At 44.6% G+C, this 16928-nt stretch carries 11 protein-coding genes; 6 read left to right on the top strand and 5 right to left on the bottom strand.

What is annotated here, in order from left to right:
• Positions 1 to 50: 50 nt before the first annotated feature.
• Positions 51 to 1301, bottom strand: coding sequence for an MFS transporter (locus JMA39_RS05790; RefSeq protein ID WP_202720893.1), 1251 nt, complete (start codon positions 1299 to 1301; stop codon positions 51 to 53).
• Between the two features lie 101 nt (positions 1302 to 1402).
• Here JMA39_RS05790 and JMA39_RS05785 point away from each other — a divergent pair, with 101 nt between their 5' ends.
• Together JMA39_RS05785 and JMA39_RS05780 are read left to right on the top strand one after the other, a co-directional pair.
• On the top strand, positions 1403 to 2191 hold the full coding sequence (locus JMA39_RS05785; RefSeq protein ID WP_202720892.1) for an AraC family transcriptional regulator: 789 nt from the start codon (positions 1403 to 1405) through the stop codon (positions 2189 to 2191).
• Positions 2192 to 2331: 140 nt separating this feature from the next.
• Positions 2332 to 2859, top strand: a complete 528-nt coding sequence (locus tag JMA39_RS05780) for a hypothetical protein (protein WP_202720891.1) — start codon at positions 2332 to 2334, stop codon at positions 2857 to 2859.
• A 70-nt stretch (positions 2860 to 2929) separates the two neighbouring features.
• Here the strand turns inward: JMA39_RS05780 and JMA39_RS05775 are convergent, their stop codons facing one another.
• Positions 2930 to 3316, bottom strand: coding sequence for a DUF2541 family protein (locus JMA39_RS05775; protein ID WP_202720890.1), 387 nt, complete (start codon positions 3314 to 3316; stop codon positions 2930 to 2932).
• A gap of 417 nt (positions 3317 to 3733) precedes the next feature.
• Between JMA39_RS05775 and JMA39_RS05770 the strand changes: the two genes are divergently transcribed.
• Positions 3734 to 5035, top strand: a complete 1302-nt coding sequence (locus JMA39_RS05770) for an NAD(P)/FAD-dependent oxidoreductase (protein ID WP_202720889.1) — start codon at positions 3734 to 3736, stop codon at positions 5033 to 5035.
• Between the two features lie 99 nt (positions 5036 to 5134).
• Here the strand turns inward: JMA39_RS05770 and JMA39_RS05765 are convergent, their stop codons facing one another.
• The 3 genes from JMA39_RS05765 to JMA39_RS05760 form a co-directional block, all read right to left on the bottom strand.
• Positions 5135 to 5431, bottom strand: a complete 297-nt coding sequence (locus JMA39_RS05765) for a DNA polymerase III subunit epsilon (RefSeq protein ID WP_202720888.1) — start codon at positions 5429 to 5431, stop codon at positions 5135 to 5137.
• A 152-nt stretch (positions 5432 to 5583) separates the two neighbouring features.
• Complete coding sequence (locus JMA39_RS21150; RefSeq protein WP_237732669.1) at positions 5584 to 6378, bottom strand: hypothetical protein; 795 nt, start codon at positions 6376 to 6378, stop codon at positions 5584 to 5586.
• A 63-nt stretch (positions 6379 to 6441) separates the two neighbouring features.
• Positions 6442 to 9153, bottom strand: a complete 2712-nt coding sequence (locus JMA39_RS05760; protein WP_237732668.1) for a hypothetical protein — start codon at positions 9151 to 9153, stop codon at positions 6442 to 6444.
• 421 nt (positions 9154 to 9574) lie between these two features.
• Here JMA39_RS05760 and JMA39_RS05755 point away from each other — a divergent pair, with 421 nt between their 5' ends.
• From JMA39_RS05755 to JMA39_RS05745, 3 genes are all read left to right on the top strand, one after another.
• Positions 9575 to 11416, top strand: a complete 1842-nt coding sequence (locus tag JMA39_RS05755; RefSeq protein ID WP_202720887.1) for a carboxypeptidase-like regulatory domain-containing protein — start codon at positions 9575 to 9577, stop codon at positions 11414 to 11416.
• A gap of 302 nt (positions 11417 to 11718) precedes the next feature.
• On the top strand, positions 11719 to 16245 hold the full coding sequence (locus JMA39_RS05750; RefSeq protein ID WP_202720886.1) for an SslE/AcfD family lipoprotein zinc metalloprotease: 4527 nt from the start codon (positions 11719 to 11721) through the stop codon (positions 16243 to 16245).
• Positions 16246 to 16461: 216 nt separating this feature from the next.
• Complete coding sequence (locus JMA39_RS05745; protein ID WP_202720885.1) at positions 16462 to 16809, top strand: zinc-ribbon domain-containing protein; 348 nt, start codon at positions 16462 to 16464, stop codon at positions 16807 to 16809.
• Positions 16810 to 16928 lie beyond the last annotated feature (119 nt).

The raw sequence follows: 16928 nt of genomic DNA, 5'->3' as shown, positions 1-16928 counted from the left end.
TGCATTGCTTAGCGAGTAGAGGGGCCGATAGCCCCCGTTTAGGCGTAATATTAGGAGAGGTTTTGCTCTAATGTGGTATTGCTGTTGTGAGCGGCAGGTTCGATTAACTGATCTTTTGCCGCAAATAAAGCGAATACACTCCACAATACTGCGCAGATTGCACAGACGATAAGTGGTAACTGCCAGCTCGCGGTTTGTTCGTGCAGCTCACCTATGATCATTGGGCCCGTTGCAGCGAGTAAGTAACCTAAAAATTGCGCCATCCCAGATAACGTCGCCGCCTGTTGTGCACAAGAGGTGCGCAGGCTGATTAATGCTAGCGCCACAATAAACCCTCCTCCAGCGCCAAAGCCGAAAAGCATGCCCCAAACCATGGCTAGTTCAGGCTTCAATATGAGTCCTAAAATACCGATAAGTGCCATCAGGGTTAAGCCAAAACTAAGCAGACGTTTATCGTTAAACTTGTTCATAAACGGGATAAGCACCAAGGCAGGAACTGCGGTAAATAGTTGCAATATTCCGTGGATAACGCCTGCTTCACGATGGCTAAAACCATGATCAACCAAGATGGTGGGAAGCCAGCTGATAAAGATGTACATCAAGAAGGAGTTCAGCGCCAAAAATAGGGTGATCTGCCAGGCGCTGCCATTACACCAAAGGTAACTGTGGCTATCGAGAGCTTGGGTGTCTTTACTCGGTGCGGTGTGTTTACGCATCTGTGGTAGCCATAGCAAGATAGCGATAAGTGGGAATATCACAAGGCTAGCTAAGGAAAATGCCCAGCTTGGGATCACTTCAATCGACAACAGCTTAGCCATATCCGTCAGTGGGATAGCTAAGCTGGCACTCATCGCCGATCCCGCCCCCATCATTAATACATACATAGAGGTCATGGTGGCAATCTTAGTTGGAAAGTCGCGCTTCATTAAACTTGGCAGTAGCACGTTAGCAAAGGCGATACCGGCGCCAATGATAACCGTGCCGATAAAGAGCGCGCTAGCTGAGCCGAGCGAGCGCACAACAAGGCCGCTGACAATAAACAATAGCGATAACATTAGGGCTTGTTCAAGGCCATGTTTGCGACCGAGCTTCGATGCGATAGGTGAGAAGAAGGCAAACGCCAGCAAAGGCAGGGTTGTCAGCATTCCTGCTTGAGTCGGGCTAAGGTGAAGCTCGACCCTAATGGCATCAAGCAGCGGTCCTACGCCAGTAATTGGGCTGCGTAAGCTGATGGCGATAAATAGCACGCCAAGTAGTAAGAATGCACTGCTGGCAAAACGGGAAGGATGCGGTAACGTCATAATAGGCACCTTTGGTAAATACGAAAGTGCGCTAGCTTACGCTTCTAATTAATTACGGTATTGAGTTATAGTGACTTTATTTTGCTAAAAACGGTCAAGTTATGAAAGTCAGAATCCCATCGCTTCCTGAATTTGATTCCGATAATTACCCTCAAGCCGTGGTTGCACTGCGATTGATTAGTGAAAAAGAGGATGCTGAAACCCCATTTCATCAGCACCACAAGTGTCAGTTAGTCTTAGCCTTGAGCGGTTTTGTTAAGTGTAAAATTGATGACGCAATCTGGATTGTGCCGCCAGATTGTGCGGTATGGATCCCCAGTCAGCTAGCTCACAGCAATCAGATCTCAAAAAATGCCGATGTATGCATGTTATTTGTAAACCCTGATATTGAAGGTATGCCAGATAAGAGCTGTACCTTGTCGGTGACGCCGCTACTTAGGGAGTTAATCATCCACTTAACCGCACAAGAGCAAGATTATGCAAAGGGTGGATCGACCGATCGGTTAGTCACAGTACTAATAGAGCAGCTGCGCAGTATGCGAACCGAACATTATGACTTTCCCATTCCAACTGAGCCAAGGCTAAAGGCGATTGCTAAAGCCTTGATCGCCGCGCCTGAAGATAGGCGAACCGTGGCTCAGTGGGCAAGTCAGCATGCAATGAGTGAACGTACGTTAGCGAGGTTAGTTAAGAGTGAGATAGGGCTTACCTTTGGCCGCTGGCGCGGACAGTTGCATATTGTGTTGGCGCTACAGAAACTGGCGGTGGGGGAGTCAGTGCAGCGTATTGCTGAGGAGCTGGGTTATGAGTCGGTCAGCGCCTTTATCACCTTCTTTAAGAAGATCTTAGGTCAGTCTCCTAAGCAATACATCAGGTTGAAACAGCTATGAGTTTTATCATTGATATCTAGTCACTGTATTAATGAGTTAACAGTGAGTTGAAGATTAATTAAGTTTAAAAGTCGGCATTTAATTATCTAGGTATACTAGCGGCAGTGGCTGTTTAGCCTTTGATTTGTTGGAGTATATAAATGCAGTTAAAGACGGTAATAGTTCCAGCTGTTTTGGCGTTTGGCCTAAGTGGTTGTGGTTATTTTGGTGGCGATGAAAAGCAGCAGTTAGAGCAAGCTTGGCTGGCCCAAAATGAGCAGTTACAGCAGGTGATTGAACAGATCCGCAGTCAAGGTATCGAAGTTGTTGCTAATGGCGCTGAGGCGGGTAGCGTTGCCGCTTGTGTAGCAAGTAAGCTAGAGATGGACCCTGTTGGGGAACTGGTTAACGTAGAGGGGGCATTGGTCGAGTCAGCAAAGATTACAGAGCTTCTTAGTGAGCTAGAAGGGCTGTTAGAGCAAGATTTTAGCTTGGAGAATATGTCTAGCTTGCTGCAAAAAGGCGCCGATGCCGCAGCTTACGCAAAACAAATTATTGCCGAGGAAGGTGTTGAGCAGGGCTTGCAACACCTACAGCAGATGGCGGCTGCTAGCCAAGAGTTTGCCAGCCAAGACTTAGGTGCACACTTCCAGCAGTTGTTATTAGAGTGCCAGCAGCAAGCAAATTAACCTAAGGTTTGCTGCTGTGATAGTTTGAAAAAATGACCACATTTATGTGGTCATTTTTGTTTTAAAGCGATTACTTTTTGCGGCCTAATACTTTAACGCCAGCTTTTGAACCGTCAGAGTTACCGAAGACTTCAAGCTTCTTTACACAGCGACGGTAAGCGAAACCGCGCCAGTCTGTGTGTTGGTTTTTCTTCAGATCACGATAGAAGTGAATCGTTTTTGTTTGACCGTTGTTGAAGGTCACTTTAATTTTTTCTAAGTGTAGATTGCGCTCTGCTTTTACGCGGATAGCGTCGGTCTTGCGGCACACTAATAGTGGAATCACAGCGCCGTGATCACCGCTGCCCAATAAGATGGTACGACCTAGGGTAATTTGCTCATCAGCCATAGCAACATTGCTAACAGCTAGCATGCTGGCTGCCATCATCAGGCCTGCCACAAAAGATTTCATGTTCATATTTTCGGTAAGTGGTTTTAAAGGGCGGCTAAATTAGTCTTTTGTTTGCTTTAGCGCTATCAAATATTGAATGAATTTAGATCTAGCTAACAATTATTGATGAGTTGCTGCACTTCGTCTGTTCGGCTTTTCTTGTTGGTCATATATGAGCCTAAAAGGACTAAAAGGTAGTTGTTGGTTTGTTTTATATTTAATGCGGCATTCCTGTAAAGCTGTGTTGATTATGCTGTTGCTAAATTTTTATTTACCAGTTAAATCAACTGATTTTTATCAAAAAACCAGATTTATTAAACGTGACTTAGGTCATGTTTTGGGTCAACATAGCAGCTGCTAAGTAAGTGATCGTTAATTTAGTATTTTGCTCTATTGAAGCCTAAATGGGGCTTCAATATTTGACCTTTATAGAGGAATGAAGTGATGAGATCGGCAAATCCAAAAATTGTGATTGTAGGCGGTGGCGCTGGTGGTTTGGAGTTAGCGACTCAATTGGGTCATAAGCTAGGCAAGAAAAACCTAGCGCAAATCATCTTAGTCGATAAGAACCGAACTCACATTTGGAAACCATTACTCCACGAGGTAGCTACAGGATCTTTGGATAGTGCGCTTGATGGCGTGGTTTATTCTGCCCACGCGGCTAAGCATGGTTATCAATTTCAATTGGGGACTTTTTGTGGCTTAGATGAAGTGAGTCAGGCGATTTCAGTGGCACCTATTTTGGATGAAGCGGGCAATGTGTTATTACCTGAACGGCAGATCCAATACGACAAACTGGTTATCGCTATTGGTAGCGTCAGTAATGACTTTAATACCCCAGGTGTTAAAGAAAACTGCTTCTTTTTAGATTCTCACCAGCAAGCTAATCGCTTTCATAACGCCCTGTTAGATAGCTTTACCCGAGTGCATCAGTCAGAAACTATTAACGAACTTAACATTGCCATTGTCGGTGGTGGTGCAACAGGCGTTGAGTTATCTGCTGAGCTGTACCATGTCACCGATCTGCTCAAGGTTTACGGTTTGAGTAAGATGACGGCCGACAAGCTCAATATTCACTTAATTGAAGCGGGTGAGCGTATACTGCCTGCCTTGCCTGAACGCATTGCAACTTCTGCCAGACGCGAGCTGAGTAAGTTAGGCGTAAAAGTGATGGAAAATACCCGCATTAGCGAAGCAACTTCTGCAGGCTTTGTTACCTCAGAAGGTGAGTTAATCGAAGCGAATATTATGCTGTGGGCTGCGGGTGTTAAAGCGCCTGACTTTATCAAAGATATTGGTCTGTTTGAGCTTAACCGCGCTAATCAAATTATGGTTAAACCGAACCTGCTTAGTACCGTTAGTGATGATATTTACGTGATTGGAGATTGCTGCGCCTGCCAACAAGTCGATGGCAGCTTTGTGCCGCCAAGAGCGCAGTCTGCTCATCAGATGGCGCAGTGTGTTGAGATAAATATTCTTAACGAGCTCAAAGGTGAGCCGCTTGTAGATTACGTCTATGTAGATCATGGCTCATTGGTTAACCTATCGCGCTACAGTACGGTAGGTAGCTTGATGGGCAACCTGACCAAAAGCAGCATGTTTGTCGAAGGTAAGATTGCTCGCCTAGTGTATATCTCACTCTACCGTATGCACCAACAAGCAATTCACGGCACCTTAAAAACCGCGGCTTTATGGTGCGCAGAAAAGTTAATGCGTGTCGTCAGGCCAAGAATGAAATTACATTAACGTGTAATAAGCTAAAGTGTTAAAAAAAGGGAAGTTAGTTTACTTCCCTTTTTATTTACTGTTTTAGCTCGATTTTCACTAAGCTAAGTTTGCAGAGCCTTAGTTGCTGGACGCTGAACCGTCTTCATCGGCTTCAAAGGTCGCTTCAATTTGCTGCAATTCTTGCTCTTGTCTAAGTTTAAGCTTTTCTTCCGCTGTCAACTTTACTTCATTGAGCAGTGCAGCTTGTCTTTGCTTAAGCTCGTATCTCTCTGGTTTAGTCAGAAACTTATAGGCTTTTGCATTAGAGAGAGCATAAGCAACAACATCTTCGCCCTTGGTTCTGCGTTCATCTACTCGCTGTGCAAAACGTTCGTTATCTCGGGCTTTGCGCTGTTCGGCATTTAATTTTTTCATATCTTGTATCCTCATTAGTTTATTTCGATAGGGTTTTCCTACCTTCAGTCAAACAAATGAGAGCGATTGCACATTCATAAAGCTGATAGGGGATTTTAGCATAAAATGAGTTTCTAGCCCCATGCAATCGCGCTTTTACGAGAACAGAACCGTTAGCCTAATACCACCTCAACCTTGTCACGGATTTGTCGTGATTTCTCTTCATCAAACAGGGGCATCAACTCTGCTGAGTCTGCTTGCTTGGCAAGAATATCCACTAAGGCTGCTTTGGTTTGAATATACAAGAATGACATCAGAGGCTTGATTTCATCTCGGCGCGCCATGCTGGCAATATACTCTCCCATACATGGGCGGTAGTTTTTAATCATATACAGCAGCAGAAACTCACCTTTAACGTTTTGGCTAAATAACCAATCGAGCAGTGCTTGATAGGTCGCTTCTTCGTAGTCATCTTCATCGCACTCTAAACGCGATGCTAAATCCATTTTGCCTTGCAGGGCAAGCATGTCCATATAGCCAGTGATGAGCCCGTCGGTGAACACCCGGTAAGCGCGATAACTATGGTTTGCCATTAACTTAACTAAGCGGCCGCAACGCTCATCATCTAGCAGCCACACATATTGGCTTAACGCATGGCTACGATACTCTTTCAGGCTTGGCGTGGTTTCATAGCTCACATACTGGTTAAATTGCGGCGCAAACTCATCATAACTTAGCTCACCCTGCAGATATGCCCATAGGTTTTGGTTCACTTGGTTTTGGCGCTCCTGTGGACTGGGTAAATTTTTAACCGCATCAATCACGTTTTGGGCGTCTATTTTGTCATTGAGGATCACGACTTGGCCGCCAACGTAAAAATTACCTTCTTTAACTGTGTCTTTGTCCGCCACTAGTACCAGTAGTTCGTCGCCAACTTGCTGCAAGATCTCGCTATAGATCCAATCCATTCTATCGTTTTTACGGCTTTGGCTCAGATCGGCATTAGGGTGCCATTTGACCGGTAGGCGTAATTATTTAGGCAGTTCAGCTGCGTCAGTGACAAAGTCTGAGAAGATCACATTGTCGCTAAACTGGCTCGCTATCGCCTCTTCCCACGAGTTTTGATTAAGCTTAATAAAGTCGCCTAAACATTGTTTTAGCTGGTTATCGAGAGCAAAAGGCATGCTTGGGAAAGCCATTGCCACATGCTTATGAAATTCGAGCTTTGTTGGCTGATAGCTGTAATCTAATCCGCGCAGTAACGCCTTGGCATCATTGCGTCTTGCGGCAGCCATCATGCCTTGCTGCTCATTATCTAACTCACCCATTAACTCGACCAAGTTCAGGTAATCATCAGTGCGGGATGTGCTAGCGCTAAACTGCTCAACTTGGTAGGCCAAAGTAAAGGCTTTGTCTATGCCATGGCTGTTTAGCATGTCGAAAAAGTTTTGCTCATCGACAGCTGACTCAAATCTCAACTTGCGGCTTTGTTCGCTATAGGCCTTTGCAATAACATGCACGACTCTGATGGGGGCCATGGTGATCAGCAGTTGCCAAATACGCTCTGCATTAATGGCTTCAGGGATGTCGAGCTGCTTTAGCCATAAGCAACTTAGGACTACCCGTTGATAGTCATCATCGTGGTCATCTAAGAAGCTATAGCTTTTTTGCAGTGGGCTAATTTTAGGGAAGTATAAATATGCCCGACGACAGATATCTTGGCTATACAGGTGTTGATTTAAAAGCGCTATCATCTGCTGCTGATTAAGCTCTGGTGTTGCCTCGGTAAAATAAGCTTTTAGCTGTTGTAGTTCGGTATCATTGAGGCCTTTTTCGGTAAAAGGCCCATCATCTAAGATATCGGCATTTTCTAGCATCAAGTTAACAGCGCGCTCAAACATGCCTTTAAGCTTGTCATGTAATGCCTGGGTATAATCATCATGATGGTTTTGCTGTTTATCTTTAAGTAGTAGGTAAGCACATAGCGCATCGATACCTAACTCATCTTCGGGCCAGTCTTGGCAGTTTAAGCTGGCGCGATTGGCAAATAGTTCATCAGCTTGCTCAAGCATTTCAGCTGAGATCTGGCTATAGCCAATGTCACAAAACTCATCGAGTAAGCTTTCTAGCGATTTTTGTTCTGCTCTACTAATCTCATTAGTCGATTTTTGTTTGGCACCTGCTGGCATAAAGCGGGCGTAGTAATCATCCACACTGATAATGGCTTGATACTCTGTCTCACCCGTTAGCAGGTCGCACATTTCATCATTAAAGGCTTGTTGGCCAAAGAAGCGGTAGAAAATGTCGACAAATCGTAACAGGGTTTGCGCACTGCGTACTTGGCTTTCAGGCTGAGTATTAGCCGATGCCAATGTTACATTTTCGGGCTTAGGATTGACTCGGCTGATAAAGCCATTGATTTCTGCTTCGCTCATGTCCTCATCATTATCTTGCAGCAAATCTTTTGCTAGGTGCTCCATCACCTCATGGAAGTTGTCGCGTACATGGTCAAAGTCGTCTATATCCCAGCAAGACTCTTGAATGGCTTCAAATAAGGCTAATGCGTGTTTTTCGCTATGGCTGACAATGTTAAAGCGCTCTATATCATTTAAGATCTCTGGTTGTTCACCTGTTGAGATATAGGAGAGCAAGGTATGGCTATTATCAAGGCTCAGCAATAACTCGCTGACCATTTTAAGTCCGCCTAGATACTTATCGCGCGCCTCCTTACGCTCTGTGCGGGCGATACGTTGCTTTTGTTGGTAGGCAATACTGCCTGCGTAACAACATAGTTTGCCATTAAGCTCAAGCTTTAGCTGGTTTTGTAAATTAATGGCCTCATTTTCGAGGCTATCATTAATGAAATGCTCCGCTAGCTCACAGTTCATCTCTTCACTGTCTTGACCACAACATTCAGCGAACAAGGTGAGATATAAATTGAGGATCGGCTTTTGTTCTTCAAGTGAGTCATGCTCGCTATAAACCAGTGCGGGCTGAGCATGAAAACGCTGCTTAACCAGCTCAATAAAGCGTGGATATTTATCTGGATTAGCTTTTAAGTAATCCCCAAGTGGCTGGAATCTTGGCGCAGGTTGCTCCCAATCACTGCCGTAAAAGGCGAATCTAAAGCTGTGATTATCACACCAGATAAAGGCATTGATCATCGCCTCACACCAACCATGTTGCTTAAGCAGGCTTAACATCATATCGCCATAGCCAACAGCATGCTCATCATCCCAATAGGGGATAAAAAACTGCGCTAAATAAGTGGCGTCATTAGCGTCTTTGGCCGCCATCATATACAAGGGTTCTGCGCCAAATACTCGGGTGTCATCGAGCCACATCTCACTGGTGTCGTTTTCAAAGCGGGCGTAGTTGACCATAGCTTGTGCAGTCTTACGCAGTTGTGGGTAAAGCGACTCATGCTCAAGGGCTAGGGCAAATAACAAGGTCTCAGATAGATACAGCAGACGTTCATCACTTACAACATAACTACTTAAGTGGCCGCCATCTGGATTGAGTGAGAGTGCTGCCATTGCTAGCTGCTGATCTTGTAGCATGTCCAACTGCAGGTGCTCACGCGTGCCACTGCTGTTATCCATAAACATCAAGTTGAATCGACCACCTCTAACAAAGGCTTGATGCGCTTCTAGTTTAGCTTGATAGCTTTGTAAGGCTTGCTCGATACTGGCTGGGCTGTGGCGGTTAAATTCGATAACTTGTAGGTGGTTAAATGCGTCCATACTGCAGTCCTAAATTACATTGGAACTATTCCAAAAATGCTGGAATAACGACGAGATTTGTACTTGAGGATAACTGAACATTGTAATGAGAACAGTTATTTAGCTAGCGAATTCTATGACAGACTGGAAATTTGTGATAACCCAGGCATAAATGCCTAAAGCACTGGGTTGTTTTGAACTATTTCAATCGGCCAATCAAGCTATTACAGCTACAAAGGTTATGTTAAAAGCGAGGGAAGACTGCATGATAAAAATAGTCTCCCCTATTTGTATGCTTGCGTATATAATCTCGAGCCGAATTTAAGGGATGTTGCCGCTCGGTGACTTTCTAACTCCCTAATCTATAAATAATTTACAACATGAATGTTACCCGCTGCAGATTCTTGCCGCGAGGATGAGTGTTGTTATGTGAATACGGATCATGATGAAAAAAGCGCTATTAGTTTCTTTTACAGTGAGTGCATTAACCGCCTGTGGCGGTGGTGGAAGTGAGTCAGAGCAATCTGGCGGCCAAGTGTTAGGTTCTGTGGTTGCAGACGCATACCTTTTTGACGATAAAGCACTTGCTCGAGTCAACTCTCGTCGCGGCACAAATTACAGTGCTGAAAATGGTGAGCAAGGTGAGTCTGAGTTAGCGACCTGGCATGTATGTGGCGCTGCATATAACGCCTTAATTGAGCCAGCTCTATACAATAAAGATTATAATAATGACGGTGTTGCCGATACCAACTTAACCGATGATGAGGGTAATCTTTACTACAATATCGATCTAAACGGCGACAAAGTTGCTGAGCTTAATCTCTTAACTGATAGAGATGGCATTTACCTAAACGTCGACATGAGTTGTGATGCAAAAGCGGATGTTAATATCGATCAAAATTTTGATGGTATTAGCGACCTTAATATCGATGTCGATGGTGATATGCAAGCAGACCGTTTAATTGATATTGACGGTGATGGTAAGCCTGATTTTTCCTATACCGATAGCGATGGGGTGTCGCTTGCAGGCGTGACGGTACAGCTTAAAGGTAAGTATGGTGAGTTTGAAGCGGTTACTGACGATAACGGTCAGTTCTCTTTTGAACGTATTCCAACGGGGACTTATACGCTCAAGGCCGATGATATCGCCCTTGATGGCTCAAATATCTGGACACGGACTTTAGTTGAGATTGAAGAGTTTGATGACTCAATTGGCGCATTCAGAATGCATCAAGATCCAATCATTACTGAAGTGAATCTCAACCATGAAGCCAAGCATCAAGGTTTTTGGCAAGATTTTCATTGGTACTCTAGCGATATCAATACTGAGTATGCGGTAGGTGATACGGTATGGGTAGAGCTGAAAGCTGAAGATCCTAATAACCGACCAATAACGACTAAATTTAGTGTTAACTATCGTCAAGAGACTGAAGAAGTCGTTAATGGGAATGGTGTATATCAGTACCAACACACAATTACCGAAGCTGATACCTTTGAGTATATGATATCGGTATTTGCACAGTTGAGTAATGATGACGGTTTCTTTGGTTTAGATGGCACAACTGATGCGCAGGCCTCGATGCAGTTTATGATGGCAGATTATATTGAGCCTGAAGAACTTGAAGTGGAAACCGTGACTGTAGGGGCTGAGGTGTTTGATAACCCACCAGACTCAACTTATATGTTGGTTGAAGTGCAGCAACCGATTGCGATTGATGGCAGCGTGCAGATTGACATTGAAGTGACAGGGCCTGATGAGCGTATTGCTGAATTTGTTGTCGCAGCAAAAGATGAAGCTAATGCGATAACAGCTAAAGGCGACAGTTTTGTTTTTGACGCAAGTCTTGCACAATCACGTTATGTGTATGAGATTCAATATATAACCTATATTGATTTTCTTAATGAACGTGAAGAGGTGTTTATTAAGATCCCACTCGATACCCAGTTAAAGCCTGCATTGGTTGACGATTTACTGATTGATGGCGTTACAGCGACCGATGTGATGGCTCGAGTCGGACAAAGCTACCAATTACAGGCACTCTATACTGATCCACAAGATGATATTGTTGAGTGCCGTTTTGAGAAAGCGGGTAATCATAATGTCGGTGGTAATGGTGATTATATCATTAGCGATTGGGGCCCTTGTCAGGTGGAATACACCTTTAAAGAGGAGGATGCGGTCGCTCAGTTTAATCTCAATGCTTATGTGCGTAATAGCGATGGTATCGTAGTATGGTCAAACTATGACGATCATAAGTGGTATAACGTTAGCGTGACTAAATAATCGTCCATTATCCCGTCCCGAAATAAAAGAAGCTGCCATATTTGGCTGCTTCTTTTTTTTAGCTCAAGCCACTGAGTTCAGAAGGGGGCATTTATACCAATTGCATTTAGTATCTGTTCATTAAGTGCTCAAGCCCCTTCACTTCAATAGATAAAAATTCCGCATTATTAATGCATCAACCTCAACAGTCCCGGATAAAAATGTCGACTTAAGAGGGTATCTAGATAATCGCTATTCTGAACATACAAGTAGCAATGAGTTTCGCTCATAGCCGAGGCTCGTTAGTTTTCTTTAGGAATAAAATGAAAAAATCAATTCTAACACTGGCGTTATTAATACTGATTGGAGGGTGTGGTAATGATGATCCTGCTGCGCCGTCGATCCCCTTAATTCCATTGGAGCCGTCGACGCCAGTGGTGCCCTCTATTCCACTAGAGCCATCCACTCCGATTAAGCTTGAAATTAGCGTGTCACTAGATGGGACATTACTATTGGGGGAGCCTATTCGTTGTAATGACCAAAAGCCTAATGGTTTTGAAATCGAAATCGGCGACACGGTTTCTTGTCTCTATAACAATATGCCACTACTAACATTCAGTGACGTGAGAGCGGATATAGCACGAGCTGCAGCACCAACTGAGCGTAAACAATTGCTTTTAATTGATGCCGATGAATTTACCGAACACCCTGAAAATGCATCAAATGCTCAAACTCTGATTAAGACCATGGGAGTTGTGCGGGGCGGGCAAATCGATATCGAGCTATCGACATTGCAGGCATTGCAGTTTGAAAGTAATTATCTCAACAATTTATCCATGCCAGAGGAGGTATTCAAAAACTTACTAGAGCAGCAAGCGAACGATGCTCAAGCCGATAAACTCCCCTCTACCCATCTTCCCGACATAAAGCCTGAGGTGAGTACTGGTACATCTACGGATTTAAATGCTCACTTTGTCGCGGCCGATGCAGAGGCTGCATACCAGTATAAGCCTGAGGAGAATATTCTATCCACTGCGATACTGACTGATAGCCAAGGCAAACCTGTAGCAGGTGTTGAGTATTTCAGTCGCAGCAGCCGTGGGATTACGGATTCTGATGGTTCGTTCCAATTTTCTTGGGGCGATAGCGTCAGCTTTGGCATCGATACTTTTGAGCTTGGAGCGGTTCGCGGTAATCAGAAAAGCTATACATTGAGTCAGCTTGGCGAAGGTAATAACGGCCTCAATGCCGAGGCGTTAGTGTTACGTTATGCCACAAGCCAAGGGCAAGCTTGGCAATTACCTACGCAGGTTGCTGAAGTCTTTGCTAGGTATCCTAATGTTATCAATGAAATCATTTCCTTATCTCTAAGTAGTAAAGAGACCGTGCTAGATACGGGCAATGGTGAGCAAATAATCACTGCCGAATTTAGTAAACAATTTGAGTTAGGGCTCGCCAGAGATATTGATAGCGTGTTGTGTGACATCAACTGTCAACAAACAGCTAAAGCAAGAGAGTTATTACCTGAAGTGCAATCTGAGGGCGCTGACATTGTTAGAGCCTTAAACAATGTCACCGATGACAGTGGTCAGATTTTAGCTGACATTCAGCGTCTATGGGGCACAACATCTGATGCTGGTTGGAATAAAGTCAGTGCTTTTCATGTGTTTCACGACAGTACCAACTTTTATGGCAGTACAGGTAATGCTCGTGGTCAGGCTACCGTTAATATCGCTAACAGCGCTTTTCCTGTGATGATGGCCCGTAACGATAATAACTACTGGATCCCTTTTGGTGCGAACAAAGCGTGGGATAAAGATACCCTCGCGTATATCACCGAAGCACCATCGACAGTGGTACCTGACAAGGTTAGTGGTGAAACTGCAACCTTTAACCTGCCTTTTATCAGCATTGGTGAAATAGGTTTAGGCAAGATTATGGTCATGGGTAATGCACGCTATAACTCAGTGCTAGTTTGCCCTAATGGCTATAGCTGGAATGGTGGCATCGATGACAATAGCCAGTGCCGAGTCGCTAGTGACAGTGATGATATGAAGCACTTCTTCCAAAATAGCTTCAAATATCTGACTGATGGTAAATCTGGCTACAGCGTTGGTACCAACATTCCCTACGTTTATTTTAAGCGTGGTGGTCAGGTAACAGGTGAGCAAGAACCTTTTATCATCGATCCTGTCTTTGGTGTGATGACTGAGCAGGTCGCTAGCTTTGCTGGAATTGACCCGCAAACTATGCCGCTACTTATCCTTAATGGTTTTGAATACACAATTAATACTAACGGCAATCACTATGCTCTGCCGATGCAAGCTGACACTAACCAGCCAAAATTGACTCAAGATGATGTCACGGCGTTAATTGATTACGTCAATAACGGCGGCAACATCATGATTATGGAGACCCTTGCTGGTACTAATAATGCGGGCGCCTTGTCGCGTTTACTCGACAGTGCCGGTATTGCTTTCGGTATGGGGGGATCCGTTGTTGCTAATGGTAACGGCCCCAGTGGTGGATATGCCGATCGTGTCCGTAACCAACGTGGCGATGGGATCTGGATCATTGAGCGTTATGCTGCTGTGGAAGGCGAAGATGGCACACCGACATCTCCTTATATCATTAATCAAGCCGATGGCAGCGTAGATTGGCTCTATAAGCAGCAGAATAAGCCCGATGATAAACCAAGTCTATCCGTTGCCAAATGGGTTGAGACTGATGAAGATGGAGTTGAAACGACTCACACTGCGTTTATTGATGAAAGCCAAACGGATGATCTGAATGCGGCTAAAGCTCGTATCTTGTCTGCTTTCACCAAGTCAGATGGCTCGCCTGCGTATCAAGAGTGTACCGACCCCAATTTTCATTATGAGATCAACTGCCTTGAATACCGACCCGGTAATAATATCCCGGTTACCGGAGGCATGTTTGTCCCTCGGTATACTCAGTTAGATCTGGGTGATGCACAAGCTCGCGCCATGGTAAAAGCGGCTGATTTAGGCACCAATATTGAACGCTTATATCAACATGAGCTCTATTTCCGCAGTCGAGCTCAACAAGGCGTACGCTTATCTAATGTTGATCTCAAACGTACCTATCAAAATATGACGGTATGGTTGTGGAACAATCTCGATTATCGCTATGAATCAGGTCTTGATGATGAGTTAGGCTTCGAGCGCTTTACTCAGTTTTTAAACTGTTATAGCGACAATCGTGCTCAAGGCGGCACTCTCTGCCCCGCTGAGTTGCAACAGCAGATGTTGTCATTGCAGATGCTCCTCGGCCAAGAGAGTGGTGAATACAAAGGATACATGAATCCGAGTTATCCTTTGAACTACATGGAAAAACCACTGACTCGTTTGATGCTAGGCCGCTCTTTCTGGGATCTGGATATTAAAGTTGACCCTCGTCAGTTCCCAGGTGAAGCAACGGGCTCTCAAGGTGGAGGACAAGTTACATTCGACTTGAGTAATAACACTGCAGCCTGGTTTGCCGGAAATCGTCAACCAACAGGACAATGGGCTGTTGCACAGAAGCCGTTTACCGTATCGGTTAATAGCAGCAGTCAACCCGTCACCATTACTGTGGCTTTGGCCGATGATCTAACAGGGCGCGAAAAGCATGAATTGGGCCTTAAGCGACCACCGCGTATGACTCAGTCATTCACACTAAACTCAGGTGATATTGGCAGCAGTTACAGCCTAACTTCACCCTATGGTGGTTTAATTTATGTGCAAGGGCAAGGCATTCAAAATCAAGAGAGTCAAACGGTCACCTTGAACTTTACTGGTAGTGTCGACGCGCCTCTTTATCAGTATGATGGTAAAGGCGGACAATGGTTGAATCCACTCGATTCTCCTGCGCCTATTGGTGAAGTCATATCTCAAAGCTTTGTTTATACCGCAGCGAAAGCCAACCTTAACGCGGCCAATTACAACGGTAGCCCAGAGCAATTTGCTAAGGAGCTGGATACTTTTGCTGAGGATATGAATAACTTCTATAGCCGCGAAGAGGTACTACAGGGGACGCTAAATCGTAAAGCGACCGATAGTAGTATTCCAACTAATCGTCATCATTTTGTTAATGACATCGCTATCAGTATCGGAGCGGCTCACTCAGGTTATCCTGTGATGAATGCAAGCTTTAACGCTGAGAGTCATAACCTTGCGCTCACGCCGTTAAACTCTTGGTTGCTATGGCACGAGGTTGGCCATAATGCTGCTGAAGCACCGTTCAATGTCGATGGTGCGACGGAAGTGGTTAACAACCTGCTCGCGCTTTATATGCAAGATAAGCATCTCGGCAAGATGAGTCGAGTTGAGCAGGATATCCGCATTGCGCCTGATTTTGTTGCGGCTGAAAATGGTCATGCTTGGGCCGCAGGCGGCGCGGGTGAGCGTTTGGTGATGTTTGCTCAGTTAAAAGAGTGGGCTGAAACTGAATTTAATATCGATAATTGGTATTCAGAAGGGACTTTACCCGCTTATTACGATAGCGCTACAGGTTTGCAAGGCTGGAACCTATTTAAACTGATGCACCGTTTAACCCGTAATATTGATGACAAGCAGTTTGTGCTAAATGGCGATAACCTGTGCCATCGGCAAGATGGCATAGGTAAGAGCGATCAGCTCTTACTCTGTGCATCTTATGCGACTCAAACGGATCTCAGTGATTTTTTCCGCGCTTGGAATCCGGGAAGCAAGGCCTTTATTTATCCTGGTGACCTAACTCCTCAGTATGAGGGGGGGATCTCTGCGGCGGGATTAGCAAAAGTTGCCGCATTAAACTTACCTAAGCCTACACGCGACCCACTTCAAATTGACCGCATTACCGTGAGATAGTTTGCTATCAACCTCATACTAATCTCATACTAGTATTAGTTAGTCAGTCAGTATGTGATTGGTAAAATATTGGGGGCAGAGTTTGCCCCCAAATATTAATAGTCGATTGAACCCTTCTACAATGTCTTAAGATCATATCTATCATCCACATAGATCTGCTGTCTTTATGCTGATTAGTATAAGCTGTTTACGCGTAGTGCTTACTGGAGATTAATCATGTTATTTCTTATTGGCATGGACAAAAAGTATGAGTTGATAGAGCCTTCGATAACTTGTAACTGCTTATGCTGTGAACAAGAAACATCATGGCGTTTGTACAAGGAAACCGAGTGGGCCTCACTGTTTTTTATCCCGGTTTGGCGCTTCACTCCTGACTACCTGTTAGTCTGTGAGTTATGCCGATATGAAGTAAAACTGGCGCGGCCATTGGGCAGGCAACTGGCACTTTCTGGGTCTTACGATCAAGATTTGTATTGCAGCATTTTACATAGCAAGGTAGAGGCGTTAGTCGCTGAGCATCAAGGTGCAAACCGTGAGACTAGCAAAAAATCTCGATTCGAATGAACAAGGGTGATCTTGATTAATTTATTCTAAATTGCTTGTTTAGTGTGATGAAATAAAAAGGCTGCCTGAAAAGGCAGCCTTTTATATGTTTGTTTATCGGTATTTAATTAAGCTATTAA

It is taken from the genome of Shewanella schlegeliana (assembly GCF_016765635.1).
GTDB classification, from domain to species: Bacteria; Pseudomonadota; Gammaproteobacteria; order Enterobacterales; family Shewanellaceae; genus Shewanella; species Shewanella schlegeliana.
This window is presented reverse-complemented; position numbering and strand designations above follow the sequence as displayed.

Bases quoted from the DNA above. Each gene is read 5' to 3' on its own strand.
- JMA39_RS05765 (WP_202720888.1), bottom strand. From the start codon at position 5,431: ATGAAAAAATTAAATGCCGAACAGCGCAAAGCCCGAGATAACGAACGT.
- JMA39_RS05790 (WP_202720893.1), bottom strand. From the start codon at position 1,301: ATGACGTTACCGCATCCTTCCCGTTTTGCCAGCAGTGCATTCTTACTA.
- JMA39_RS05785 (WP_202720892.1), top strand. From the start codon at position 1,403: ATGAAAGTCAGAATCCCATCGCTTCCTGAATTTGATTCCGATAATTAC.
- JMA39_RS05775 (WP_202720890.1), bottom strand. From the start codon at position 3,316: ATGAACATGAAATCTTTTGTGGCAGGCCTGATGATGGCAGCCAGCATG.
- JMA39_RS05770 (WP_202720889.1), top strand. From the start codon at position 3,734: ATGAGATCGGCAAATCCAAAAATTGTGATTGTAGGCGGTGGCGCTGGT.
- JMA39_RS05755 (WP_202720887.1), top strand. From the start codon at position 9,575: ATGATGAAAAAAGCGCTATTAGTTTCTTTTACAGTGAGTGCATTAACC.
- JMA39_RS05780 (WP_202720891.1), top strand. From the start codon at position 2,332: ATGCAGTTAAAGACGGTAATAGTTCCAGCTGTTTTGGCGTTTGGCCTA.
- JMA39_RS05750 (WP_202720886.1), top strand. From the start codon at position 11,719: ATGAAAAAATCAATTCTAACACTGGCGTTATTAATACTGATTGGAGGG.
- JMA39_RS05745 (WP_202720885.1), top strand. From the start codon at position 16,462: ATGTTATTTCTTATTGGCATGGACAAAAAGTATGAGTTGATAGAGCCT.
- JMA39_RS05760 (WP_237732668.1), bottom strand. From the start codon at position 9,153: ATGGACGCATTTAACCACCTACAAGTTATCGAATTTAACCGCCACAGC.
- JMA39_RS21150 (WP_237732669.1), bottom strand. From the start codon at position 6,378: ATGGATTGGATCTATAGCGAGATCTTGCAGCAAGTTGGCGACGAACTA.